The 24,308-nt window shown below is 58.5% G+C and carries 21 protein-coding genes; 11 read left to right on the top strand and 10 right to left on the bottom strand.

Annotated elements, in window-relative coordinates:
* Positions 1-86 precede the first annotated feature (86 nt).
* From KGA83_RS27125 to KGA83_RS27090, 8 genes are all read right to left on the bottom strand, one after another.
* A complete protein-coding gene (locus tag KGA83_RS27125; protein ID WP_223531281.1) occupies positions 87-1,940 on the bottom strand; it encodes a polyurethanase in 1,854 nt (617 codons plus the stop codon).
* A gap of 105 nt (positions 1,941-2,045) precedes the next feature.
* Positions 2,046-3,743 carry a polyurethanase gene (locus tag KGA83_RS27120; RefSeq protein ID WP_223531280.1) on the bottom strand — a complete coding sequence of 566 codons (1,698 nt, stop codon included), beginning with the start codon at positions 3,741-3,743 and terminating at the stop codon, positions 2,046-2,048.
* A gap of 166 nt (positions 3,744-3,909) precedes the next feature.
* A complete protein-coding gene (locus KGA83_RS27115; RefSeq protein WP_108217684.1) occupies positions 3,910-5,277 on the bottom strand; it encodes a TolC family outer membrane protein in 1,368 nt (455 codons plus the stop codon).
* Positions 5,278-5,279: 2 nt separating this feature from the next.
* A complete protein-coding gene (locus KGA83_RS27110) occupies positions 5,280-6,614 on the bottom strand; it encodes an HlyD family type I secretion periplasmic adaptor subunit (protein ID WP_223531279.1) in 1,335 nt (444 codons plus the stop codon).
* A gap of 11 nt (positions 6,615-6,625) precedes the next feature.
* Positions 6,626-8,401 (bottom strand): type I secretion system permease/ATPase, encoded by a 1,776-nt coding sequence (locus KGA83_RS27105; protein ID WP_223531278.1) that lies wholly within the window; start codon positions 8,399-8,401, stop codon positions 6,626-6,628.
* Positions 8,402-8,511: 110 nt separating this feature from the next.
* On the bottom strand, positions 8,512-8,916 hold the full coding sequence (locus tag KGA83_RS27100) for an AprI/Inh family metalloprotease inhibitor (RefSeq protein WP_223531277.1): 405 nt from the start codon (positions 8,914-8,916) through the stop codon (positions 8,512-8,514).
* 96 nt (positions 8,917-9,012) lie between these two features.
* Positions 9,013-10,470 (bottom strand): serralysin family metalloprotease, encoded by a 1,458-nt coding sequence (locus KGA83_RS27095; RefSeq protein WP_223531276.1) that lies wholly within the window; start codon positions 10,468-10,470, stop codon positions 9,013-9,015.
* A 352-nt stretch (positions 10,471-10,822) separates the two neighbouring features.
* The gene (locus KGA83_RS27090) at positions 10,823-11,143 is read right to left on the bottom strand and encodes a hypothetical protein (RefSeq protein WP_108217689.1); all 321 of its coding nucleotides are present in this window, start codon (positions 11,141-11,143) and stop codon (positions 10,823-10,825) included.
* Positions 11,144-12,282: 1,139 nt separating this feature from the next.
* Here KGA83_RS27090 and KGA83_RS27085 point away from each other — a divergent pair.
* The 11 genes from KGA83_RS27085 to KGA83_RS27035 all read left to right on the top strand — a co-directional run bounded on the left by KGA83_RS27085 (position 12,283) and on the right by KGA83_RS27035 (position 22,987).
* Positions 12,283-12,696: a RidA family protein gene (locus KGA83_RS27085; RefSeq protein WP_108217690.1), complete on the top strand. Its 414-nt coding sequence runs from the start codon at positions 12,283-12,285 to the stop codon at positions 12,694-12,696.
* Positions 12,693-13,871 carry an MFS transporter gene (locus tag KGA83_RS27080; protein WP_223531275.1) on the top strand — a complete coding sequence of 393 codons (1,179 nt, stop codon included), beginning with the start codon at positions 12,693-12,695 and terminating at the stop codon, positions 13,869-13,871. The genes KGA83_RS27085 and KGA83_RS27080 overlap by 4 nt, the downstream gene beginning before the upstream one ends.
* 111 nt (positions 13,872-13,982) lie before the next feature.
* Positions 13,983-15,239 carry a cation:proton antiporter gene (locus KGA83_RS27075; protein ID WP_158273950.1) on the top strand — a complete coding sequence of 419 codons (1,257 nt, stop codon included), beginning with the start codon at positions 13,983-13,985 and terminating at the stop codon, positions 15,237-15,239.
* A 25-nt stretch (positions 15,240-15,264) separates the two neighbouring features.
* The gene (locus KGA83_RS27070; RefSeq protein ID WP_108217693.1) at positions 15,265-15,540 is read left to right on the top strand and encodes an acyl carrier protein; all 276 of its coding nucleotides are present in this window, start codon (positions 15,265-15,267) and stop codon (positions 15,538-15,540) included.
* On the top strand, positions 15,537-16,976 hold the full coding sequence (locus KGA83_RS27065) for a class I adenylate-forming enzyme family protein (RefSeq protein WP_108217694.1): 1,440 nt from the start codon (positions 15,537-15,539) through the stop codon (positions 16,974-16,976). The genes KGA83_RS27070 and KGA83_RS27065 overlap by 4 nt, the downstream gene beginning before the upstream one ends.
* 9 nt (positions 16,977-16,985) lie before the next feature.
* The gene (locus tag KGA83_RS27060) at positions 16,986-17,675 is read left to right on the top strand and encodes a hypothetical protein (RefSeq protein WP_108217695.1); all 690 of its coding nucleotides are present in this window, start codon (positions 16,986-16,988) and stop codon (positions 17,673-17,675) included.
* 59 nt (positions 17,676-17,734) lie between these two features.
* Positions 17,735-18,859 (top strand): beta-ketoacyl-[acyl-carrier-protein] synthase family protein, encoded by a 1,125-nt coding sequence (locus KGA83_RS27055; RefSeq protein ID WP_223531274.1) that lies wholly within the window; start codon positions 17,735-17,737, stop codon positions 18,857-18,859.
* A gap of 19 nt (positions 18,860-18,878) precedes the next feature.
* The gene (locus tag KGA83_RS27050) at positions 18,879-19,370 is read left to right on the top strand and encodes a hypothetical protein (RefSeq protein ID WP_108217696.1); all 492 of its coding nucleotides are present in this window, start codon (positions 18,879-18,881) and stop codon (positions 19,368-19,370) included.
* A gap of 36 nt (positions 19,371-19,406) precedes the next feature.
* Positions 19,407-21,098 (top strand): NAD(P)/FAD-dependent oxidoreductase, encoded by a 1,692-nt coding sequence (locus KGA83_RS27045; RefSeq protein WP_108217697.1) that lies wholly within the window; start codon positions 19,407-19,409, stop codon positions 21,096-21,098.
* 76 nt (positions 21,099-21,174) lie between these two features.
* On the top strand, positions 21,175-22,473 hold the full coding sequence (locus tag KGA83_RS27040; protein ID WP_108217698.1) for an aminotransferase class III-fold pyridoxal phosphate-dependent enzyme: 1,299 nt from the start codon (positions 21,175-21,177) through the stop codon (positions 22,471-22,473).
* A 13-nt stretch (positions 22,474-22,486) separates the two neighbouring features.
* Positions 22,487-22,987 carry a flavin reductase family protein gene (locus KGA83_RS27035; protein WP_108217699.1) on the top strand — a complete coding sequence of 167 codons (501 nt, stop codon included), beginning with the start codon at positions 22,487-22,489 and terminating at the stop codon, positions 22,985-22,987.
* Here KGA83_RS27035 and KGA83_RS27030 read toward each other — a convergent pair.
* Positions 22,963-23,619, bottom strand: a complete 657-nt coding sequence (locus KGA83_RS27030; RefSeq protein ID WP_108217700.1) for a glutathione S-transferase family protein — start codon at positions 23,617-23,619, stop codon at positions 22,963-22,965. The genes KGA83_RS27035 and KGA83_RS27030 overlap by 25 nt on opposite strands.
* Before the next feature lie 76 nt (positions 23,620-23,695).
* The gene (locus KGA83_RS27025) at positions 23,696-24,304 is read right to left on the bottom strand and encodes a glutathione S-transferase (RefSeq protein WP_108217701.1); all 609 of its coding nucleotides are present in this window, start codon (positions 24,302-24,304) and stop codon (positions 23,696-23,698) included.
* Positions 24,305-24,308: the final 4 nt, after the last annotated feature.

The raw sequence follows: 24,308 nt of genomic DNA, 5'->3' as shown, positions 1-24,308 counted from the left end.
TGAAGGCAGTTGCTCCCACAAGGTTGGCGCATATCCTCTGGGAGCGGGCTTGCTCGCGATGAGGCCCTGCAGAAACCGCATCACACTCAGGCGATAACGATCCCGCCGCTGGACAGACTGTCCAGCCCCACGCCAACCAGCGTCACCGAATCATTGCCAAACGTCAGCACGGTATCCTGCCCCACCACCGTGGCATGGGTCCGGAAGTCGTCGTTCGGCGTCACGCCCTGAACCCCGAGAAACACCAGTTTGTCGTTCGCCTGATACCCAACCACCCGGTCCTGGCCGAACGCACCGCTGAACAGGAACGTATCGATCCCGCCCCCTGACTCCAGCAGGTCGTTGCCTGCCCCGCCGACAAACACGTCGTTGCCCTTGCCACCGATCAGATGATCGTTGCCATCCAGGCCAAACAACCAATCACCAACAGCCTGTGCCTTTAGCGTATCGGCCCCTGCACCGCCCTTCACCGTTGAGGCGTACTGAGTCAGTTGATTGCCGATCGCGAGGCCATTGGCGGTCACGCTGTGGGTCACGTCATCCTTGAACAGTCCCCACAGGAAACCCGGCTCCTTGGTCACGATGCTACCGATGTCGCGGGTGATGCTGATGCCGCCATTGGCGTCGCGGATGTACAGGTTGCCGGCGCCGTCATTGGCAAAATCGAAACTCTTCACCGACTGCTGCAAATCGAACACGTTATTGCCCTTGCCGCCCAGCAGGATGTTGTAGCCGCCGCTGTCTCGAAAGGTGTCGTTGCCATCACCGCCGTCCAGATAGTCATTGCCCTTGCCGCCCTGAATCAGGTCGCTGCCGTCACTGCCAATGATGAAGGTACTGCCCTTGTGGGTTTCAGCATTGCGGTTCAGGTCCTGGACCCAGGTGTTGGCGCGTGCCGGGTCCGAAAGATTGGCAACGATGATCGTCGAGTCTTTGCTGGTGAGGTCGTAGAACTTCGACTCCAGCACCCGGGTCATGCCGTCGCCGTAAGCGGTGGGCAGGTGCGAAATCCAGGTCGGGATGTTGAGGATGGAAAATGGCAGCAGGTTCCACGCCGTCGACGCATAGTGGTCGTTGAAGCTGACGATGTTGTTGGTCGCCGAGTCTTGATGGGCATCGTGCACGCCGACCGATGCCAGGTTGAACGATGAGCCGTCGAGCGCACGGAACACCGGATCGTTTTCATAGCCGATATTCAGCACTTTATCGGTGGCGCTTTGGGTCGGTGAGGCATAAGCGACGTAGTTCGAGTCCTTGAAGAAACCGCCCCATTTATCGTTGCTCAAATCCGCCAGGCTGTTGACTGCCAGCCCGCCGAGGCTGTGCCCGCTGACCAGTACATCCTTGCCTGACAGGCCATTGGCGCTGGCGAACGCAGCAACGTCGCCGAACAGTTTTGCGAAGGCCTCGCCTGCGTAGTTTTTCGCATAATCCTGGGGACCCAATGCCGCCAGCAGGTCATTGATCACATCGCCGATGGAGTCGCTGATCTGGCTTTCCCGAGGGCCGCTGGTGCCGCGAAAGGCGATGCCGATTTCCGTGAGATGACCCTGTGCATCGTACTTGCCGAGGATCTCTACCTGAGCACTGGTGTACCCGGCCTTCTCACCGAAGAAAGTCCCGCGCGCATCCGTCTTGCCATCATAGCCCAGCTGCGTGGCGGTGATGGGGGTCCAGCCGGCCTTCTGCACCGCATCCAGTGCGGCTTTTTCGGAATCGGGGTTCCAGGGAATGCCGGGAATCACGCCTTGGGAATCAGTGCCGCCAATCAGCGCCGTGACCAGCGTTGCCGGCAAACCTGCGCCGAATCCGTTGTGCTGGTAACCGGTGGCAAAGCCGTTGTCGAGGTTGTGATAGGAATACAGCGTGATTGCCATCGCGTCGGTAAACAACGCTTTGGCGTCTGCTGTGCCGAGGTTTTTGTAGTCGTATACACCCATGGGTATTGCCTCTCTCTCTTTGTTGGAATTGTCAGAGATAGCTCACGACCAGGACACCTTCATCACGAGGCGCCCCGGAGCATCCAGTGCAGTTGTTTGAACCCGTTACGCAAACACGAACCCGGAATCCGAAAGGGTATCCAGCCCGACGCCTACCAGGGTCACGGAAAAGTCGCCAACCTTGAGTAGTGTGTCTTGACCGGCCTGTGACGCATGTTGCCGGTAGTCGTAGCCATGCCCCGCGCCTTCCACGCCCATGAACACCAGTTTGTCGCTGCCCTGGTAGCCATTGATCGCATCGAACCCGAAGGCGCCGCTGAACAGGAACGTGTTGCTGCCGCCACCGGAATGCAGCACATCGTTGCCGGCGCCGCCGACGAAGGTCACATGGCCCTTGTCGCTGCGCAGCAAATCATCACCCCCGTTACCGAACAGCCAGTCGCCCACGACACTGGCCTCCAGCGTGTTGCCCAAAGCGTCACCGTTGAGCGAATGGCTGTAGTGGGTCAATTCGCTATCATTGAGCAGACCATTGGCAGTCACGCTGTAGGTGACTTCCTTGCTCCCCCACCACGACCCGGACTCCTTGCCCACCAGTGCGCCGATGTCCCGGGTCATGCTGATGCCGCCATACGCGTCGCGCACGAACAATGTGCCTTCGCCGTCATTGGCGATGCTGAAGTTTTGCAACGGTTTCTGCAGCTCGAAGGTGTTGACGCCCTTGCCCCCCGACAGAATGTTGAAGCCGCCGTCATCACGGAAACGGTCGTTGCCGTCCCGACCTTCGATAAAGTCATTGCTGAAGCCGCCCTTGAGCAGGTCGCCGCTGTCGGTGCCGATGATGAACGTGCTGCCGGTGTGTGGTTCGCCACTGCGTCCGAGATCCTCGACCCAAGTGGAACCTCGTGCCGACTGCGAAAGGTTGGAAACGATCAGGGTCGAATCCTTGTCGGTCAACTCGTAGAAGCGCGAGTCGATCACCCGGTTCAATCCGTCGGCGTAGCCCAGCGAGCCATGGGCTGACCAGCTCATCGGGTTGAGAATGCTGAATGGCACCAGGTTTTGCGCAGTGGATGCGTAGTGATCGTTGAAGTTGACGATGTTGTTGGTGGCCGACGCTTGATGACCGTCATGCTTGCCCAGCGAGCCACTGCTGAAGGTGGTGCCGTCGAGTACCCGAAACACCGGATCGTTCTCGTAACCAATGTTCAGCACGTTATTGCCGGTGGAGCTCTGGGTTGGCGAAGCGAACGCTATGTAATTGGCGTCCTTGTAGAAGCCGCCCCAATTTTTCCCGCTCAGCTCGGCGACGCTGTTGACCCCCTGGCCACCGAGGCTGTGACCGCTGACCAACACGTCCCCGGCATTCAGGCCGTGGGTGATGGCGAACGCAGCCACTTTTTCGAGCAGCGTATCGAAAGCGTTTTTTGCGTAGTGGGTCGCGTAATCCACCGGCCCTACCGCCGCCAACAGATTGTTTTTCATGTCGCCGAACGTGTCGTTGTAGCCAAGCCCGCCGGTGCCACGAAAAGCAATGCCGATGCCGATCAGTTTTCCGGCGGCGTCGTACTTGCCGAGCACTTCGGCTTCGGCGCTGGTGAAACCGTCCTTCTCGCCGAAATAGGTGCCCTGCGCCCCGACCTTGCCTAGATAACCCAGGGCATTGGCGCCGATCGGCGCCCAGCCATTGGCCGGTAATGACTGGCCGGTAGGTGCGTAGGCATACAACGTCAGGGCGATGGCATCGCTGTACAACACCTTGCCGGCCTCGCTGCCGGCATTTTTGTAATCAAACAGTCCCATGTTGTGCTCTCTCTTCCTTCAAGTCAGAACTGCCAGGCCAGGGTCAGGCCCCAGTCGCGTTGAAACTCGGCGCTGCGCCAACTGACGGGATCGCCGAGGGGGCCGGTTTGATGCATACGTCCATGTTGAACACTCACTTTTTTGTTTTTGTGTAGGTTCTGCGGTGTTACCGAGTCCTCGGCCCCTGGCCAAACGCCTCGTCCACCCGAGCCAGATCCTGCTCGCTCAAGGTACCCGCGTAGTAATGCAACCTGGTCCAGGCCATCAGATAGTCGTAGCGGGTCTGGGCGAGGTCCCGGCGGGTGGTGAACAGTTGTTGTTCGGCGTTCAGCGCATCGAGATTGACCCGCTCACCGCCCAGGATGCTTTGCTTGGTCGACACCACTAGCGCTTCAGCGGAAGTCAGGGCTTTTTGATAGGCCCGCAGCTTGCTCACCCCCGACAGGCAGGCGCTGAACTGCCGACGTAGCTCGATCAGGGTTTCCCGGGTCTTGCCGTCCAATTCGTACTCGGCCTGTTCCATCGCACGGCTGGCCTGCCGGGTCGAAGCCGAGACCCCGCCGCCGGCATACAACGGCACATTGACTTCGATGCCGATGGTGTTGGTGTCGTAACGCTGGTTGTAGGTGTTGCCGCTTTCGGATTCGTTCTGGCGCACCGTGGCGTAGGCGCTGACCTTGGGCAGGTGCCCGGCGCGGTTGCGTTCGACTTCGTAGCGCGCTACCTCCAGCGACTGACGCTGGGAGGCCAGGTTCGGGTTGTTGGCCACCGCCATCTCGTGCCAGGTGTCGTAATTGGCCGGTTGCAGGGTGAAGGTCTGAAAGTTCTGCTCCAGCGGTGCCAGATCAGCGATGTCGATAGTGGGCACGCCGACGAGCGCACCCAGCTCCCGCAAGGACGCATCCTGTTCGTTGCGCGCCTCGATTTCCTCGGCAGTTGCCAGTTCATAGCGCGACTCGGCTTCGAGTATGTCGGTACGCGTGCCTTCGCCCTGGCGAAACATCTGCTCGTTCTGCTGGAACTGTTGCTCGAAGGCTTTTTTCTTGGCCTGGGCAATGTCGATCTGGTCCTGGGCGAACAAGGCCTTGGTGTAGTTTTCCAGCACCCGTACCAGCAACTCCTGGCTTTTGCCGCGAAAGTTTTCATCGGCGAACAACGCCTGCGCCACGCCCTTGCGATAAGCGGCGTAGGCCTCGTAGTCGAGCAACGGTTGTTGCAAGGTCAGGCTTGAGCCGTAACTGCTGTAGTTGCGGTCATCGGTCTGGTTTTGCCGGTGCTCGTTCAAGTAGGTGGCCTTGGAAGAGTTGCGGCCCTTGTTGTAGTTGTAACCCAGCCTCGGCAACAGCCCGGCGCGGCCGATGGCGCGGTTTTCCAGGCCGGCGTCGCGTTCCTTGATCGCGCCGAGGAATACCGGGTCGTTGCGCAACGCCTGTTCGTAAATCTCGAACGGCCCCATGGCCGCTACTGCCGGGTTGCCCGCCAGCAGCAGGAGTGCCGCCCCAAGCATGGAAAGCTTATTCATACAACCGAACATCCTTATTCCTCGGTCAACGCGGAGCCTGCCCGGTCGAGCAGCGGTTTGAACAAATAGTTGAGGAGTGAACGTTCACCGGTGCGCACAAACATTTCCGCCGGCATACCGGGTTTGATCACCAGACCGTTGAGCTTTTCCATGGCCTGATCGCTGACGCTGCTGCGCAGCACGTAATACGGTGCGCCGGTTTTCTCGTCGAGCATCTGGTCGGCGGAGATCAGGCTGACTTCGCCCGGTACTCGCGGGGTGCGGCTCTGGTTGAACGCGGTGAACAGAATGTCCACCGGCAAGTGCGTGCCGACCTTGTCGACCAGGTTGATCGGCAGGTGCCCTTCCACTTCCAGGCGAGTGCCCTGGGGCACGATCTCCAGCAGATTTTCGCCCTGTCGCACCACCGCGCCGACCGTGTGAACCCCAAGGTTGACCGCGATGCCATCGGCCGTGGCGAGGATCTCGCTGTGTTGCAGGTCGAATCCGGCGGAGGTCAGTTGTTCCTCCAGGGTCACGCTTTTGAGCTGTGCATCGGCCAGTTGGGTACGGACTTCCTTCTGATACTCCTCGATGTGTTGTTGCAACTTCAGGTGCGATTCGAGGATGCCCTGCTCCACGCGCCCGCTTTCGCCGGTGTTTTCTGCCAATTGTTGTTGAACTTGCGACAACTGCCGCTGGTACTCCATTAGTCGGTTGCGCGGGATGTAGCCGTTGTCCGCCAGGGGCTGGAGATTGCTCAGCTGTTGTTGCAGCGAGTTGGCCTGGGCGCTCAGGTCAGTACGGGCGCGGCGCATGCCGGCCAATTGCGCGCCGGCGCCTTCGATACTGGCACGCAGGGCCGCTTGTTCGCGGGAGAAAGCATCGCGGCGGCTGCTGAACAACTGGCGCTGGCCTTCCAGCACCAACGCCAGGCGCGGGTCGGGATCGTTGCTCAACTCGGTGGGGAAACTCACTTGTTTCAGGTTGTCCCGTTCGCTCTGCCAACGCGCAAGGCTGGCCCAGGCCATACGGTACTGCGCTTGCAGGGATTGCACGTCGGCGGCGACCTGGGTCCGGTCGAGCTGGAATAGCGGCTGACCCTGTTTCACCACCTGACCTTCGCGCACCAGAATCTGACTAACGACGCCGCTGCTCATCGATTGCACTGCCTTGCGCTTGCCCGACACCACCACCGTGCCTTGCACCGCAATGCCCTGATCGAGCGGCGCCAGACTGGCCCAGGCGAAGAAACTGCCAGCGCCGACGATCGCCAGAATCCAGCCCAGCCGGGCAAAGTAACGTGCGTCGCGCTCAGGACATTCCGCGAGGTAATCGTGTTCCATCGTGGCTTCATTTTGACTGCTCATGTGTGCGTGGCTCATACACCCGAGTTCCTTGTCGTGGGCTGATACTGCCGGCTCATGCTGAGCCCGCCCGGTGTCTGTGCAGCTTTTTCACGTTGCTGTTCCTGGGCGCCGGAAAGTGCCTTGAGTACCTCTTGGCTCGGGCCGAATGCCTGCAAGCGACCGTCATTGAGCACCAGCAGCTTGTCGGCCTGGGCCAGCGCGGATGAGCGATGGGTGACCAGAATCACGCTGGTGCCCTGGGCCTTCATTTGTGCGATCGCACCGGCCAGGGCCGCTTCGCCCACGGTGTCGAGGTTGGAGTTCGGTTCATCCAGCACCACCAGGCTCGGTTGGCCATACAGCGCACGGGCCAGCGCCACGCGTTGTTTCTGCCCACCGGACAAACCACTGCCGTCCTCGCCGAGTACGGTGTCGTAGCCCTGGGGCAAACGCAGGATCAGTTCATGCACGCCGGCCTGCTGCGCGGCTTCAACGACTTTATGTGCATCGGCTTCGCGGAACCGCGCGATGTTTTGCGCGATGCTACCGCTGAACAATTCGATGTCCTGTGGCAGGTACCCAATGTAGGGACCGAGGTCGTCGCGGTTCCAGCGATGGATATCCGCACCGTCGAGCCGCACCGTACCGCCGAGGGTCGGCCAGACACCGACCAGCACCCGGGCCAATGTCGACTTGCCGGAACCCGAAGCGCCGAGCACGCCCAGCACCTCCCCCGCAGCGAGGCTGAAATTGACCATGTGCAGGGTTGCCGCACGTTGCCCCGGAGGACTTGCGCTGACTTGCTCGAAACTGATCTGGCCCTTCGGCGCCGGCAGCGCCATGGCGTCGTCACTCGATGGAAACGCTTGCAACAAGGCGTCGAGACGGCGGTACGCGAGTTTGGCGCCGCTCCACTGTTTCCACACGGCGATCAACTGATCGATGGGGCTCAGGACGCGGCCCATCAGGATCGAACCTGCGATCATCATCCCGGCAGTCATGTCGCCCTTGATCACCAGCAAGGCGCCAAGGCCCAGTACCAGGGATTGCAGGCACAGGCGCAGGGTTTTGCTCAAGGAGCTGATAACGGCACCCGTGTCACTGGCCTGATTCTGCAGGCCGAGGAAACCTGAATGCACCTGGAACCAGCGGATGCGCAAAGCCCCCAGCATGCCCATGGCCTGGATGGTTTCGGCGTTATGCAGGTGACTGGTGGCCAGTTGGCTGGACTTCTGGGAAAAACCCGCCGCTTCGCCCAAGGGCTTTTTGGTCATCGCCTCATTGAGCCAGGCCAGCCCGATCAGCAGCACCGCACCCGCCGTGGCAAAGACCCCGAGCCAGACGTTGAACAGATAGATCACGAACAGATAAACCGGAAACCAAGGCGCATCGAAGAAGGCAAACAACGCCGGGCCGGTGACAAACTGACGAATGTGCGTCAGATCGCCCAATGCCTGCCCGGCGTTACCCTCGCCCTTGAACAGATTACGTTCGAAAGCCGCCTGATAGACCCGCAGGTTGAAGCGCCGCTCCAACTGACTGCCAATACGGATGACGATAAAGCTGCGAATAACTTCCAGCAAACCGATAAAGGCAAAGAACCCGACAACCATCAGCGACAACATGGCCAATGTCGTTTCATTTTGCGAAGACAAGACCCGATCATAGACCTGGAGCATGTAAATAGAGGGCACTAACATCAAAATATTGATCAGTGCGGTGAAACTGGCGACGCTAATCAAAATACCCTTGTAATCACCCAGCGCTCGAACTAAAGGTGCAGCAGGAGTGGTCTTCGCCATCTTCATTAATCTTCCTTGAGTTGATTACTCACAGGCACAACCCATTACGCCATTCGTTAAACGAACAGACCCACTTTTAGATAGAGGCATTAGGCCATCAACTTGACCTGGTGCTTTTACTCTGGCGCTCGCTGCAGCGACACATTGAATCCAACAGGCAATGTCAGCTTATAAAACTCACTCTTCTGTCGACTGAAAAATGCTGTTTTCGAACCTTCATGGTTGGTCAACGCAATCCCGTCCGGTTCGGGGAACCAGCCGGTGGGAGCCTGTCCCAGCCAGCGCACCATGCAATCGAGTTGACCGCCCAGCGTCTGGTCCAGTTTCAATTCAATCAGGCAACCATTCGGCTGTCGGTCCTGCACCAATTCGGACGAGCCTTCCCGGACTTGCCATTTTCCGGCGAGTTCCGACGGGTCCGCTAATTTCAGGCTGTTTGCCATGGTTACATCTCCAAAAAACATCATCAGCGCCGCCGATAGCCACACGCTGTTTTTGCAGGTAAAGACGCTTTGCGTCATGGGACGTTTTACTCCGCACCGTAGCCTTTTTCGCCGCGAGGACAGAGGGCGGCGCATGACGCACCGACCTCCTTTCTCACGTCACATCACATCACATCACGCCAAGATGTCCGAGTGCGCCGCCTGGCCCACGGTGCTGACCAGGAAGTCAGCCACGCCATGCCCGGAGAAGTCCACCGACAACAGGCTGTTGTCGGCCGAATTGCTCAACACCGCATCGCCTGCCGCACCGGTGAATGCACTGACAAAATGCAGGCCTGCGCCGTTGGTGATGCCGGTCAGGTCGATCTTGTCCAGGCCGCTGACAAAATCGAGGATCTGGTCGACCGCACCGGGTTTCGAGTCGCTGCTGGCCGCGAACACGAAAGTGTCCGAGCCGACGCCGCCCCACAACTTATCCGCACCACCAGCGCCGTAAAGGATGTCGTTGCCGGCACCGCCCTTCAGCTCGTTGGACACGTTGTTGCCGATCAGCAGATCGCTGCCCGAACCGCCGATAGCGTTCTCGACAGTGACACCCTTGGCAATGGATACGTTACCCACCATGCCATCAACGTCGGAGAACGAGGCTTCATTGAGGTTGATCTTCTGGTTCTGGGTGAAACCGGAGAAATCCAGAGTGTCCTTGCCGCCCGCGTCCCACACCGAGAACACCACTTTATCCGACGATGAAGACGCGTTGAGGAAATCGCGTCCGGCGTTGGAGTTGAAGCCGTAGGTGGTGTCGCCGGTACGGATCGTGGTGTTGGCGCCGTAGAGCTTCTGAATGGCTGCGATATCGTCCATCAGCGGGCCGGACGAATAGGCTTCGACGCCACCCTTGCTGAAGTTCTGGCTGGTATTGCTTTCACTCCAGTAGCTCATGACGCTGTAGCCGCGGGTGTCTTGCCCGTAGGACGCGTCGTTGTAGGTCGGCGCGCCTTCGCCGGCGTTGTAGTCGCCAGGGTGGGCCAGGCCCAGGGAGTGACCGATTTCGTGGGTCAGGGTTTGCCGGCCATAGTTATTCAGGTCCGGGGTCTTGTTGGGCGTGTAGCTGCTGTTGATCAGGTACCAGGAAGCTCCGTCATAACCGGCGCCCGTGCCAGGCAGGTAAGCAAACGCCGCTGCGCCATCCTGGCCGCCGCTGTAGTTACCGAAGGTCATGTGACCGTCGCCGCCGGCAGTCTTGTCAGTGAAGGTGACATTGGCCACGTCGGCCCAGGATTGCATGGCGAGCACAGCCTGGGCTTTTTGTAGCGTGCTGAACTGACTGAACCCGGTAATCCCGTGCTTGTACATGGTGCTCGACGAGGCCGAGGTCAGGAACGTATAGGTGAGTTCGATTTTGCCGCTGCCGTCCTTGTCCTGGTAGGCAGCACCGTCGCGCAGCAATTGGGTGGCGGCCTGGTCGACGGAGAACGAGGGTTTGCCATTGACCGTGAGGTTGCCACCCCGATCATATTGATGGCTGAAGCTATTGATCTGGTTGAAAGCAGAACTGGCTACAGCCAATGCTTGCAATGGCTGGAATGCCTGTTCGGCGGAATCAATAGCGTGGACTTTCACTTTCGACATAAACACACTTCCTTGTTTAGCTATGGAACAGTTTTTGTCAGATAGCGACAATCTCTGGCGAGATCGCCCTATCACTCGCCCATTGAAGGCGAAAGAAAACTGACACAATTCGAAATCAAACGTCTACTATTTTTTTAATGTAAAATTTTGTTATTCAAGCAAATGCCCGAAAACAATAGGTGTGCTGTAGGCACTGTTATCTAAAAAATAGGCGGACCGGAATAATTGTCTGACAATCGACAATTTAATTATTAAATAATGGTAAGTTTATTTTGTAGACTCCTTCGCACTTCTCACGTTTATTCATAGATGTGCCCGCACACTCTTTTCATTGGATTAAACGTTTAGTGAGTTATCTCGGTGGTGTTCTATCCAACACCTTGCGCTTTTCAGTTTGTGCTCCCTCAAGCCCAGGTATGACCCGGAAGCTATCTGTTGCGATCTCGTCAATTCGCCAGATCTTGGGCTTGAATACCTCGGGCACCGAGCTAAGGGTAAGAGTGGCATTGACGAAACGATCACTCGTCTCGTTCAAGATGCGAAGCTGGCGAATCACAGGGATGGCGTTCTGGAAATCTGCAAGGTTCAGCTTCGCCACCAAGGTGGCAAGGATTTTTACTTCTTTAGGCTGGACTTCTTCTTGGGGCGTGTGGGGCTGAACGATGTCATCCATGCGCAACCATCCTTGTCGTGATCCCCAGGGGAGTGCCGGGAATGGCCGGCCAGGGGCCCCTCTTGAGCTGATGACGGGATGATAGTTCTTCTAGTGAGAGCCGGAATGTGCTTTGTAAAGCAGGCAAGCATCCATGATGAAAAGAAAACTTAAAGAGTTCAGCCAACATCTGCACGACTTAAATCCCTCTTGATTGAGCTAGAAGTAACCATCCAGCCGCCCCAGCGTTCTGATCCAACGCTTAGGGCGATGGTGTCCACCAAGTGGACACCATTTCTAGCCTATTAATCTGATCCCTCATGCAGCCAAAGCGATCGCGGTAGGAATGGCAGTTACCTGCCACCCCCCACAGATCCGTGCGTGCGGAACTATCGCATACGGCTCCTACCTCAGGTACGTGAGACGAAGCGTTCCTCAGGGTAAGGATGTGCATTTCTGGGTCTCGGTATATTGAGGTCTGCAAGGCGTCCATAGCGCGACCATTGGAGTCGGCTACGCTGGCTCCGCCGCTTGAGGGCTTGCCGCCATAGACGGCATACCACTAACCGAAAACCGCCAAGACGTATCAGGTTTCCCGGCACTGCGTGGTAGTTGAAATATCCATTGACCACACGGGTAAGCCACTGACCCACGACTCGAACAGGCTCATGACGTCGGCGCTTTAACTCGTCCCGAATGGCAAGCAGCGTCGCACGCATCCGCTTCTTTACCGTCAGCCGAAAGATATGAAAACGCAGCAGTAACAGCAGCACCACCCAAGATGCTGGCTAACAAGGCCCATGAAAGCTGAGCGAGGCGCACAATAACCAGTAGGCCGGCAACGATAGCTGCTGGAATACTCGCTGCTACACAGGCGGCTCCACTTGTTCTACTTGTTGTTTAAGGCATCTCTTCAGCTTCCGCCTTCGGCACTTGTTTGGTGCGCACCTGATTCCACAATGAATGCCTCTTTCTGGTGCGCGAGCGAATGAATCACGACCATTGCAACTATTTAGATATAGTTACATATATCCCTATAAAGTCTTAATATTTTGAGAGACAATGTAGAAAATATTCATTTATTGGGCTTTTTTTCACTAGACATTCATTCCGGGACTCGCCTATATTTGGTCAGCCCTAAAGCCAAGGAAGTGCTTGAAATGAGTGTTCGGCAATTGCATTCTTCCAACTCAAAATGGGAAGCGGTGTTCGGCTTTTCCCGTGCAGTCGAAGTTGATGACACACTGTACATATCCAAGACAGGTGCTCTGAATTCCAATGGAGAAATAACGGCGACAAGTGTTGCCGAACAAACTCGCATCGTACTTGAAAACATCTCACGAGTTCTCGAACAGGCCAACTTCAAACTTGATGATGTCATACAGAGCCGCATGTATCTGACCGAAATCGATCAATGGCAAGAGGCGGCAACTGTACACGGAGAGTACTTCAACGAAATCCGCCCGGCCTTCACCCTCCTTCACGTGCTGCCCTTCCCCGAGCGGAAGATGATCGTCGCCATGGAAGTGGTGGCACGCCGTCAAAAGACAGTCGATATCCCGGAGTCGGCATGAGTATCCGCCTATCGCCCTTTTTTACCGTCTTCGCCAGTATTGCCGCAGGAACGGCCATGGCCAGCAATTATTTGCTGCAACCGGTATTGCCCGCCGTCGCCAATACCCTGCGCATTGACCTGTCCAGCGCCGGTCTCATCGCAGCCAGCACCCAGATCGGCTACATGCTCGGCATCTTGCTGATCGTTCCGCTGGGGGATGTGTTCAACAAGCGCACCCAGATCATCTGGCAGTTCCTGGTACTTGGCGCGGCGATCTGGCTGGCCACACTGTGTACGTCCCCCGCTCTGTTCTTCGTCACCTGCATCGTGATCGGCGTGATGGCGACCAATGCGATTCAGCTCAATGCACTGGGATTCCAGTTGAGCGAACGGGGCAGCACGGTTGGCACTATCACCATGGGGATCAGCGCAGGCATCCTGCTTGCCAGGTTCGTGGGCGGAGCGATCGCCCAGGCCTGGGGCTGGCAGCACATGCTGATGTGCATCTCGGCGTTGATGCTGGCATTGGCGGTCGTGGGGTGGCTGGTAATGCCTTCTTCCCCGGCCCTGCACAAAACGTCCTACCGCCAGGTGCTCGGGAAATTGCCGGGGCTTCTTGGGCGATACCCCGTCCTGAGGGAGTCGGTCATGGTGGGCGGGGCATGGTTCTTTGTCTTCAGCATGCTGTGGGTGGCCTTGATGCTGCATTTGCAGGCCGCCCCCATCAGCCTTGACCCTACGACCACCGGACTGTTCGGCCTAGCTGGGATTGCCGGATTACTGATGTCCCGCTACGCAGGAGCCCTGGCAGACCGGATCGGCAGTCGCGCCGTCATCGCCTTGGGCCTGCTGCTGGTGCTTGCAGGAGTGGTCATCCTGTACTTGTTCCCCCATTCCATTGTCGGGCTGGCGATTGGAGTCATTCTGTTCGATCTGGGCTGCTTTTCAGCCCAAGTGGCGAACCAGACCCGCGCGCTTCGGCTTGACCCCGGCCTGCGCAGTAGTCTGTTTGCGGTGTACATGCTCTGTTATTACGGCTGCGGTGCCCTGGGTTCACTGTCTGCCGGTTACATCTACCAGCAATCAGGTTGGCAAGGCATTTGTATAAGTGCATTCATCGTAACGACCCTGGGTCTGGTAATAACCTGGAAGAATAGTAAGAACGCCGCGTTCGACATACAGACAGTTAAATAAGAATCCGCGCCAGTAACCAGCTAAATCCCTGCCACTAATTCATTAACTTACCGGACGGCAAGTTATGCGTCTGGTGGTGCCCGCGCACTCGCACTGCTGGAGATGACTGTTATGTTCACCCTGCAATTATTAGCGATTCTTCTTGTCGGCCAGCTGTTAGGTGGTTTGGCGCAACGCATAGGTCAATGCAGGGTGGTGGGAGAAATCACCGCAGGCATCCTGCTTGGCCCCACTTTTCTGCAACCGTTACTTCAAACACTGGGCGTACAGTCTTCCCTGTTTGCCGCCGAAAATATTGGCTGGATCAGTACGCTGGCTGAACTTGCACTGGTCTTGTTGATGTTTGAAGTCGGCATGCATATTTCTCCGACCGACAGTCTTCGCTCTCATCAGGAAAACAAATCTGCTCTCAGAGTTGCCGTTGCTGGCCTCGTACTACCCTTCATAACGGGCGTCGTTGTGGCCTGGTACGCGCACCCGGTACTGGCATCCGGTTTCGACAAGTTCTCCTTTATTGTCTTTTGCGGCATTGCGCTGGCCGTCTCCGCGCTCCCCGTCATGATCCGCATCGTTGAAGACCTGGGAATCAACGATCTGCCTGCCGTGGCTGTCACGCTTCGCGCCGCAGTATTGACTGACATTGCAGGCTGGCTCGCCTTGGGCGCGGTCATCGTGTTCGCCGCGTTCCGCTACGACTTGAAACTGGTCGCGCTGTTCGGGTTCTGCCTGCTGTTGGGGGTGGCGAGTTACATCGTCCTATCATTGCAGTGGATCGAGCGCAGTCTGGCTAGGATCGACGCTTCCGAGTACCCGCGACACCTACCCTGGGTGCTGTGTTACCTGCTGGCAAGCGCCTGGGTGACCCTGCATCTGCAACTTCATGCCGGAATCGGTGCCCTGCTGGCGGGCGCCATGATCAGCCGCGCGCCTGGTTTTGCCAGTTACTGGAACCGGCAGATCGGCGGCTTCCTGAGGTTATTTCTGCTGCCGATCTTCTTTGCCAGCGCCGGACTAAAGACCTCCCTGACCACTGTCAGCAATGCCGTGGAGCTCCAATGGTTGCTGATTTTTTTGGTCGCGGCCTTTGTCAGCAAGTTTCTCGGTGCTTACATCGGCGCTCGCCGCAGCGGCTTCTCTACCCGGGATTCGACATTGACCGGTGCATTGATGAACACCCGCGGCCTGATGGAGCTGGTTGTGCTGTCCATCGGACTGGAGCTGCACCTCATTTCCCCGACCGTTTACAGCTTGCTGGTGACCGTGGCGCTGATCGTCACGGCAACGACCACGCCTCTGGTTCGTCGACTGACGCAACGCAACACCCAGGTATTTGCCCGGCCCGCCATCGCGGAAAAAAACTTCAATTGATGCAATGACCCTTGTGGAGCTAAACATGACTCAGCTGAATGCAATTCTTGTAGCCAATAAGATCAAGGAAATCATCTCCGAGCGTCTTGACCTGGACATTCCGATTGCGGGAATCAACGAGACGGCGGGGCTGGCATCGGAAGTGGGTGTCGACTCCATTGGCTTTATCGAACTCAAGTTCCAGTGCGAAGAGGAGTTCAAGATCCAGATCGATGAAGAAGAGTTTGTTCCCGAGCACTTCTTCAGCGTGCACACGCTGTCCAGCCTGATCATTGAAAAGTCCGGGGCGTTGCAACGATGAAAAGCCTCACCAATATCGGGCAAAGGGAAGACTTCATTTCTCCCGGCCAACTGGAAAACATTTCCACCACCGCCAGCGTGGGCGAGCGAACCGATGTAGCCCGGCTTTACCGGCAATACATCGCCTACTGGCTGGATCAATCGCTGCCGGCGGGACAAGTGGTGTTGATCGCCGTCCCCAACAGCCCCGATCTACTGGCCATGTTCGCCGCCGTCTTGAACAGCAACCACGTTCCGGCCTTGATCGCACCCACGACCCCCGGGGATCGGGTCATGCAGATGGTACGGGATTTCGGTGCCGGCGCGCTGATCCGTTCGGCCACTCACGACGCGACCTGGGAAAGTTACGGGGTGCAGAACGTGCAAGACCTGGGGCGCTGGCAGGTGGGCCGGGTGCAGAATGCACCGTTGCCAATCACACAACCGGGCCAGGTCGTCATCGCCACTTCAGGTACGTCACGGGCCTTCAGCAGCGGGTGCGTCCACTGGTTCAGCGCCTTGCAAAACAACGCGCTGCGCCATGCCCGCAGCATCGGCCTCGGCCGAACCGACCGCATTCTGGTCAACCTGCCGATGTACTACTCCACGGCACTGGTCGCCCAGACGATTGCGGCACTGGAGCTCGGCGCCCACCTTGTCATCAGCGGCCCTCCGTTTCTTGTGCCCACCTACCTGGAGGACATCCACGAGCATCGCATCACGGCCAGCTCCGTGACGCCGGTGCTGCTGCGACAGATCAATGCCCATTCACAGTCGCTTCCGGGGTGCCTGCGCCTGCTGACTGTGGGGGGCGATCTGGCAGCCGCGACGGAAGTGAACCAATGCCTGACCGCCAATCCAGGGCTGGAGCTGTACCTGACTTACGGCATCAGCGAGGCCGGTCCGCGGGTGTCGACCTGCGCGGCGCATCGGGCATCACCCCAGCAACTGAGTTCAGTCGGGCTGCCCTTGGAGGGCACTCAGGTCATGATTCTGCGGCCGAGCCCGGACAGCGCCGAAGGCGAGTTGCTGGTGAGTTCGGACACGTTGCTGACCAGAAAGATAGGCCAGGACAGCCACACTCCGATCATCGAGTTGAACGGCAAGCGCTGGCTGAAAACAGGCGACATCTTCAGCCAGGATCACGACGGTTATCTGTACTTCAAAGGTCGTCACTCCGACTTCATCGTCATCCGTGACGAGAAAGTGAACCTGGGTGCGATCAAACAGATGTGCAAGCGCGTGCCCGGTGTCCTGGCGTGCAGAACCGAAGTGGTGAGCGACTCGTCCGTTCCGGCGGGATTTCAGTTGGAACTGACCGTTGATCGTGACGTAGTTCAGGAAAACGAGGGTGACTACTTCAAGACCCGCCTTTTGAAACAACTCAAACATTACGAGCGGCCGCTGGCGATAGCGCTGCTGCATCGCGATGCCTTGAGCATGACGAACCACAAGTAAGGAACCTTCATGAACAGTCATACCCGTTCATTGGCTCAACAGATCATCGCGCAGCACGGACTTGGCTCGATTGAAGACATCATGGCCAGCGTTCCCTTGACCCTGTGTCACGTTCTGCAAGAGCCGGATGTGTTCAAGACGTATTCCCCCGAGATCGTTCGCCTGAAGTACCCCAAGGATGAATGGTCGCTTCATATAACGCGCTATGAGCATTATCGGGACAACATCATTGCGGCGTTGAGCGTTGATGACTACTTGCAGGCGATGCTTGACCCCGGCAGTCGCCTGCCCTGCTTCTGTTCGCAAATGGCGGATGTCGCCGGGACATTGCTGCATGTCATGACCGGCGAACGCGTTTATGCCGTGCGCAACATCTTCGTGAACTATCTGTACCTGCCCCAGCGCTGGCATTGCATCAATGCCGTCGTGAGGGAACAGCGCATCCGTTACTTCGATGTGTCTGCCTACGCCCAGGTACTGGACAAGCCCAACCGCAAAGTTGTCCATCCAGCCGAACTGGACGGTTTCAATGCCGCCGATATCGCTACGCCGTTCATTTATAGCGAACGCTGGCTGCAGAAAGAACCTTTTGTTCGCCATATCGAGCTCAAGGGGCTCGTGATCGAAGACAACTTTCATCCATCACCGGTGAGCGGTAAACCGCTCGACGAGTTTCAACGGGTCTTCGATTTCAGTTAGTTGTCCGGTATCGACGCTGGCAACGCTTTATTCCTATGCAAATGTTTGAGGTGGCGATCATGGATATCCGATCAAATGTCGTCGTTGTGACAGGCCTGGGATGGAACACTGCATTAGGCTATGACGTGAATGCTGTGGTTTCCCGTCTACTCGATGGAGAGTCAGGCATACGGCAATTGCCCAGTGAGTTGCGGCTCAAAAACGACCGCGCTGCCTACTTAGAGGACGTCGACAGCCCCGACCGCAAGGCGCGGCTGATCAAACTCACCGCGCAATGCGTCAAATCCGCACTGGCCGATGCGAAGGTCGATGCGCAAACACCGAACCCACACGCATTCCTGATCATAGGTACGAGCCTGGGCTACCGCCTCGACAGCGAGGCGCATCACCAGGATCCTTTGAACCAATGGACCGATGAAGTCGGCGCTCGGGTCGGCATGACTCCGCTGGCGTTGTCGACGGCGTGTTCATCGGGCTCGGATGCCATTCTGATTGGCGCGCACCTGATCCGCTCCGGGCAGGCCGACCTGTGCGTTTGCGGGGGCGCCGATGTGCTGGGGGATGCCAAGCGGCTGGCACACACCGCACTGGGCACGCTGTCATCTACCACCTTGAAGTCCTTCGACCAAAGCCACGACGGCACCCTTCTCGGCGAGGGCGCGGGGTTTGTCGTGCTGCAGCGCGAAGGCCTGGAGAGACACAAGCCCTATGCCTATCTGGTCGGATGCGGCGCCTCCAACGATGCCGCCGGCCTGACCGCGCCGGACGAAACGGGGGCCGGCATTCGTCTGGCGCTGGATCGCGCGCTGGCCGAGGCCGACCTGAGCCGCAACCAGATCGGTCTCATCAATGCCCATGGTTCGGGCACCTATACGAACGACCGCGTCGAAAGTGCCGCTTACAACGAGTACTTCGGCGACTACCACCCCCTGGTCTTCGCGACCAAGGGCGCCTTCGGGCACACCCTGGGGGCCACCGGTGCCATTGAAGCCATCGCCCTGATCAAAGCCTTGCAGACCCAGCGTGTTCCGCCAGTCTTCGGCCTGCAGCAGCCGCTGCCGAATCTGGAGTTCGATCTGCCGATCCGGGAGCCGGCCTGTACCCGCAGCAAAGTGGGCCTGAGCCTGACCATTGGGTTCGGCGGTTTCAACACCGCTCTGGTTTTCCAGCGCTTTGACCAATAAGGCCGCCTGAGGAGCTGAGATGAAAACAATCGACAACAGCAATGCCAGTTCGCTGACCTATTCGGATCTCGACGAATCCTTGCGTCGGGGCCTCAAGAGTGCCGACCCCCTGGTCTTCAGCGTGCTGGAAAGCGTCGACGCCTTGCAGCGACGCCACCAGGACGTGCTGCACGCCCATCGGGGCAATGTCGGGATGATCCAGTATGGCAGCGCGTTTCCGAGTCATCTGACAGCAAAGATCGTAGGCGACGTCCAAGCGCGCAGCCGTGTGTCGCCGATCGACTTCATCAACGCCAATGCCGGCGCCCCGCTCTCCGTTTGCTGTACCCGGTACGGTTTCCAAGGGCCGACGCTGGTACTCACGATGCCTGGCGCCACTGCCAGGCCCATCGCTGAGAGCCTGGCACACCACTGGCTGCAAAGCGGTCAGGCCGATTACCTCTTTTTGTGTCGCGCTGATTTCGGGGTCGATCGTGCGATCGATGTCGAAACCCGGCTTGTTTGTTTGTGACTGTCCCTATTCGCCCTCCACGTTGAGAAATCGAAAATGCAAAACCAGACTTTTGATGTTGCAATCATCGGTAGCGGTATCGCGGGCACCATGCTTGGTGCGATTCTGGCCAATCAAGGCGTCAAGACCGTCATCATCGATGCGGGTACCCACCCCCGTTTCGCCGTTGGCGAATCGATGGTGCCGGAAAGCGCCGTGCTGCTGAAAATCCTGGCCAAGCGCTACGGCATTCCGGAGCTGGCCTACCCTGGCGAGCTGAATTCATTGATCAAACACGTTGGCTCATCGAGCGCCGGCATCAAACTGGCCTTCAGCTTCGCCTGGAACGGCAAGAACCGCGAACACGATCCGCTTGATGTCGTGTCCACACCAGTGATCGCACCGGAAGCCCACTTGTTCCGCCAGGATGTCGATGCCTACTACCTGGCCCTGGCGGCGCGCCTGGGGGCGACCATCCGGCAACAGGTGCGCATCCAGGACATCGAAGAAACACCCGATGGCATGCTACTGAATCTGGGCAACGAGCGGATCCAGGCCAGTTACGTGGTCGACGCCGCCGGCTATCGCTCGCCGATCGCCGACAAGTTCGGTCTGCGCAAAGGGGCGCGGGAAATGCAGGCACGCACTCGTTCGCTATTCACACACATGACCGGCGTAAAACTGTATGAAGAAGTTGTGGCCGGCACCGACGTGACCGGTTCGCCGACGGCGCTGGCACAAAGCACCCTGCACCATATGTTCGAAGGCGGCTGGTTGTGGATCATCCCGTTCGACAACCATCCGCATTCGACCAACACCCTGTGCAGCATCGGTCTGCAAGTGGATATCGACAAACATGGCCCGGCAGTCGATCCGGAAGAAGAATTCCAGCGCTTCCTCGATGAACACCCGACCGTAGCGCGGCATTTTGAAGGGGCTGCCCGTGTCCGGGAATGGACCGTGGCGCCACGCCTCAACTACACCAGCCGCGAAAGCGTGGGCGATCGCTACTGCTTGCTGGGACACGCGGTGGGGTTTGTCGATCCACTGTTTTCCCGCGGTCTGGTCAACACCTTCGAGTCGATTGCCCGGATGGCGCCGGCGCTCATCGAGGCCGTCCAAACCAACACCTGGAACAAGCGCGACTTCCTCGCCTACCAGGACTACAGCCTGGAAGTGGTCAGGATCAATGACCGGCTGGTCGCAAATTCCTTTACCGCCTTCGACAGCTTCCCGTTGTGGAATGCCTGGTTCCGGGTCTGGATCAGCGGCAGCTACATCGGCGTATTGCGCTTGCGCAAGATCTACTCAGACTACCTGGCCGACGGCGACGATGACAAATTGCGACAGGCCTTCGAAAACTCCACCTATGCCGGTCACCTGTCCATAGAAAGCCCGGCCTACGAGGCGCTGTTCGAACACGCCTGCGAGGCCATGGAAAGCTACGCAGCCGGCAATCAAAGCGAAGCGCACACCATTGAAATCCTGCAGAAGCTGTTCGACGAAAATCGCGAGCATTTGCCTATCGATTTTGCCGACTTCTCCAACCGTTTCCTGTCCCGTGCCAGCCAGCCGTTCGCCGATTCGCTGCTGTTGTGGGCACACAACGCGCCCGGCGGTATCAAACCGCTGTTCGACCGTGGCGCGATGCCGGTGAAATTCGACTTCCTCGACAGCTACCGATACGGCGACCGTGAAGCCTTGAACAAGGCTGCCGATCTGGCGCTGGCCGAATGGCGTCAGCGCTGATCCGACACTGACGCAGCCCGGCACGCGTAATGCGCTTGTGCCGGGCTCTACAAGCCTATCGCCTGGAGGACAACCCATGCAGAGTGAATTCCCTACATTGGACGCCCGTCGGCAGTTGGCCGTGGCACGGGGAATCAATCAGCTTCACCCCGTCTACGTACAAAGCGCCTACAACTCACGCCTCATCGATGCCAACGGCAAAAACTACATTGACTTTGCCGGCGGCATTGCCGCCCTCAACACCGGGCATTTGCACCCTCGAGTGGTCGAGGCCGTGCGCACCCAGCTCGAACATTTCTCGCACACCTGTTTCGCAGTAACGCCCTACGAGAGCTACATCTCTGTGTGCGAACGCATCAACCGGAACATGCCGGGCCCGTTCGACAAACGCTGCCTGCTGTTGACCACCGGCTCCGAGGCGGTGGAAAGCGCCATCAAAGTGGCGCGCGCGGCCACCGGACGTACCGGGGTCATCGCGTTCACAGGGGCCTTCCATGGTCGGACGTTCCTGACGATGGCCATGACCGCCAAGGTTTCGCCGTACAGCACCGCGATGGGGCTGATGCCCGGTCACGTGTATCGTGCGCTATTCCCTGACGCTTCCAATGGGGTCGACACGGCGCAGGCCCTGGCCAGCCTGGAGCGAATTTTCTACTGCGACGCGGCTCCGACCGATATCGCGGCAATCGTCATCGAGCCGGTTCAGGGCGAAGGCGGTTTCCATGTTGCACCACCGCCGTTCATGGCGGCGCTGCGGGCCCTTTGCGACAAACACGGCATCGTACTGGTCGCCGATGAAGTGCAATGCGGCGCAGGACGCACGGGCACGTTTTTCGCGATGGAGCAAATGGGCGCCCATGCCGATCTGATTGTGTTCGGCAAATCGGTGGCCGGCGGCTTTCCGCTGTCGGGAGTGGTCGGGCGCGCGGATCTGATGGACAGCATCGGCCCCGGCGGGCTGGGTGGCACGTATTCCGGCCACCCGCTGGCCTGTGCCGCGGCCCTGGCGGTGCTGGACGTGATCGATGAGGAACGATTGCTGAGCAAGGCGCTCAACCTGGGCGACACGCTGACCCAAGCACTTATCGAAACGACCGCAGGCCTGGGCATCAGTTGCCGGATCCGTGGCCTAGGCGCGATGGTGGCGATGGAGCTCTTCGAAGATCGCCAGCAATCCGTGCCCGCGACGGAGATGACGCGCCAACTTGTACGGCAGGCGCAGCAACGGGGCTTGCTGCTGCTCGCTTGCGGCCCCCGAAACAACGTCATCCGCTTCTTGATGCCATTGACTATCGACAGTCCATCGCTGTTCGAAGGACTGTCGATCCTGGGTCAATGCCTGGCGTCCATTACAGGCCATTCATCATTCGTTTGAGAAGGGAACATCGATGAACACCATTGCTACGGACAAGCGTGCCCTGCGCAATGCCTATGGCCAGTTCGCCACCGGCATCTGCATCGTGACCACTCTCGATCCCCTTGGGCAGCCAACCGGCCTGACGGTCAACAGTTTCAACTCCGTTTCGCTGGAACCGGCCCTCGTACTGTGGAGCTTGCGCAAGGAGTCCTGGAGCACTCCAGCGTTCCAGGCCGCCGACCGTTTCGCCATCAACGTGCTTTCGCACGGGCAGCGGGAGGTCAGCGACCGTTTTGCCAAACCGCTGCCCGACAAATTCCACAACGTCGGCTACGCGCTGGGCAAGCACGATATGCCCCTGATTCACGGCGCCATCGCACAGTTCGAATGCTTCAAGTACCGTCAGCTTGACGGTGGAGACCATTGGATATTCCTGGGCGAAGTGCTCGATTTCAACCATGCCCAGGGTGAGCCGCTGATTTTCCACGGCGGCTGCTACGCCACGACTCAGCCTGCCGTCGCGCCCGCCTGATTATGTGCCGGGGACAGCGGTTTGGCCGCTGCCCCTTTGGCATAGGCGGCCACGACTTCCGACCGGCCGGCGATCCGCTGCAGATACCCGACGATATTGGGTAGGCCCTGGATATCCACTTTCAATTGGGCATGGATGCGCAACCAAGGGTAGATGGCCATGTCGGCAATCGAATAGGCGGCGCAGATGAAGTCACGATCGGCCAGCGCTTTCTCCACTGTATTGAACAGGTGTACGGTCTGCTCCAGATAGCGGGTTCGGGCGTACTGGTTGCCTTCGGCATTCTGATGCAGGAAGTGATAGTTCTGTCCCGCCATGGGACCCAGGCTGCTGATCTGCCATGCCAGCCAGTGAAGCACTTCATAGCGTTCGGGCCCCGCCGGCGACAGAAAACGCGCGTGTTTCTCGGCCAGGTATTGAAGGATGGCCCCGGACTCGGGCAGGGTCAGCCCCTGCTCATGGTCGACCAGTACCGGAATTTTTCCATGGGGAGTCAATCGGGCGAAGTCCGGCAGGTGTTGCTCACCCTTCGCCAGGTCTACCCATTGGATCTGATAGGCAACGCCGAGCGCCTCCAGCATGATCACGATCTTGTGACCATTGGCCGTAGGCGAGAAATAAAGTGTGTACATGGCAGCGGCTCAAACACGCCAGCAATGGCAGGCTGGAAGTCGGCGCGGTCGGATCAGGCCCGATCCGCGCTCGGGGTCAGGCAATGGGGTAGCGTTTGAACAGATCGCTCTGTTCCAGATGCGCCGCATGGGCCTTTAGAGTCGGGAAGTCGTCGGCCTTGACCACGTCCGGCAGCATCAACTGCATGAACGACCATGCAACTGCGCTGGTGATGGCGGCCTGATCGGGCCGCACGCCTTGTGACGGTTGCGCCGCCAGTTGTTTGTCCAGCTCGGCGCAGGCTGCCAGCAACTGGCGGGTGACGCGTTCGACCCAGGGCTGGTGCAGCTTCTCGGCCGGACGAAGATTGTGCTCATAGACAATCTGTACGGTTTTCTCGCACGCTGCCAGCGCCAGGCCTAGGGTGCGCAAGGCCGCGGCCAATGCCTTGGGCTGCTGCGGCAACAGTTTGGTTTCCGGTGTGCTCAAGGTTTCGAAATAGTCGATGATCAGCGTCGAATCCATCAACACGGAATCGTCATCGAGCACCAGACTCGGCGCCTTGACGACGGGGTTGATCCTGGAAAACGCCTCGAAGGTGCTAAACACCGACAGCGGGTCATGTTCGAACTTCACCCCCAACAGATCCAGCGAAATAGCCACTCTGCGAACATAAGGTGAATCCAGCATTCCAATGAGTTTCATCCGT

The organism is Pseudomonas sp. GL-R-19, from assembly GCF_019956375.1.
Lineage (GTDB): Bacteria > Pseudomonadota > Gammaproteobacteria > Pseudomonadales > Pseudomonadaceae > Aquipseudomonas.
This window is presented reverse-complemented; position numbering and strand designations above follow the sequence as displayed.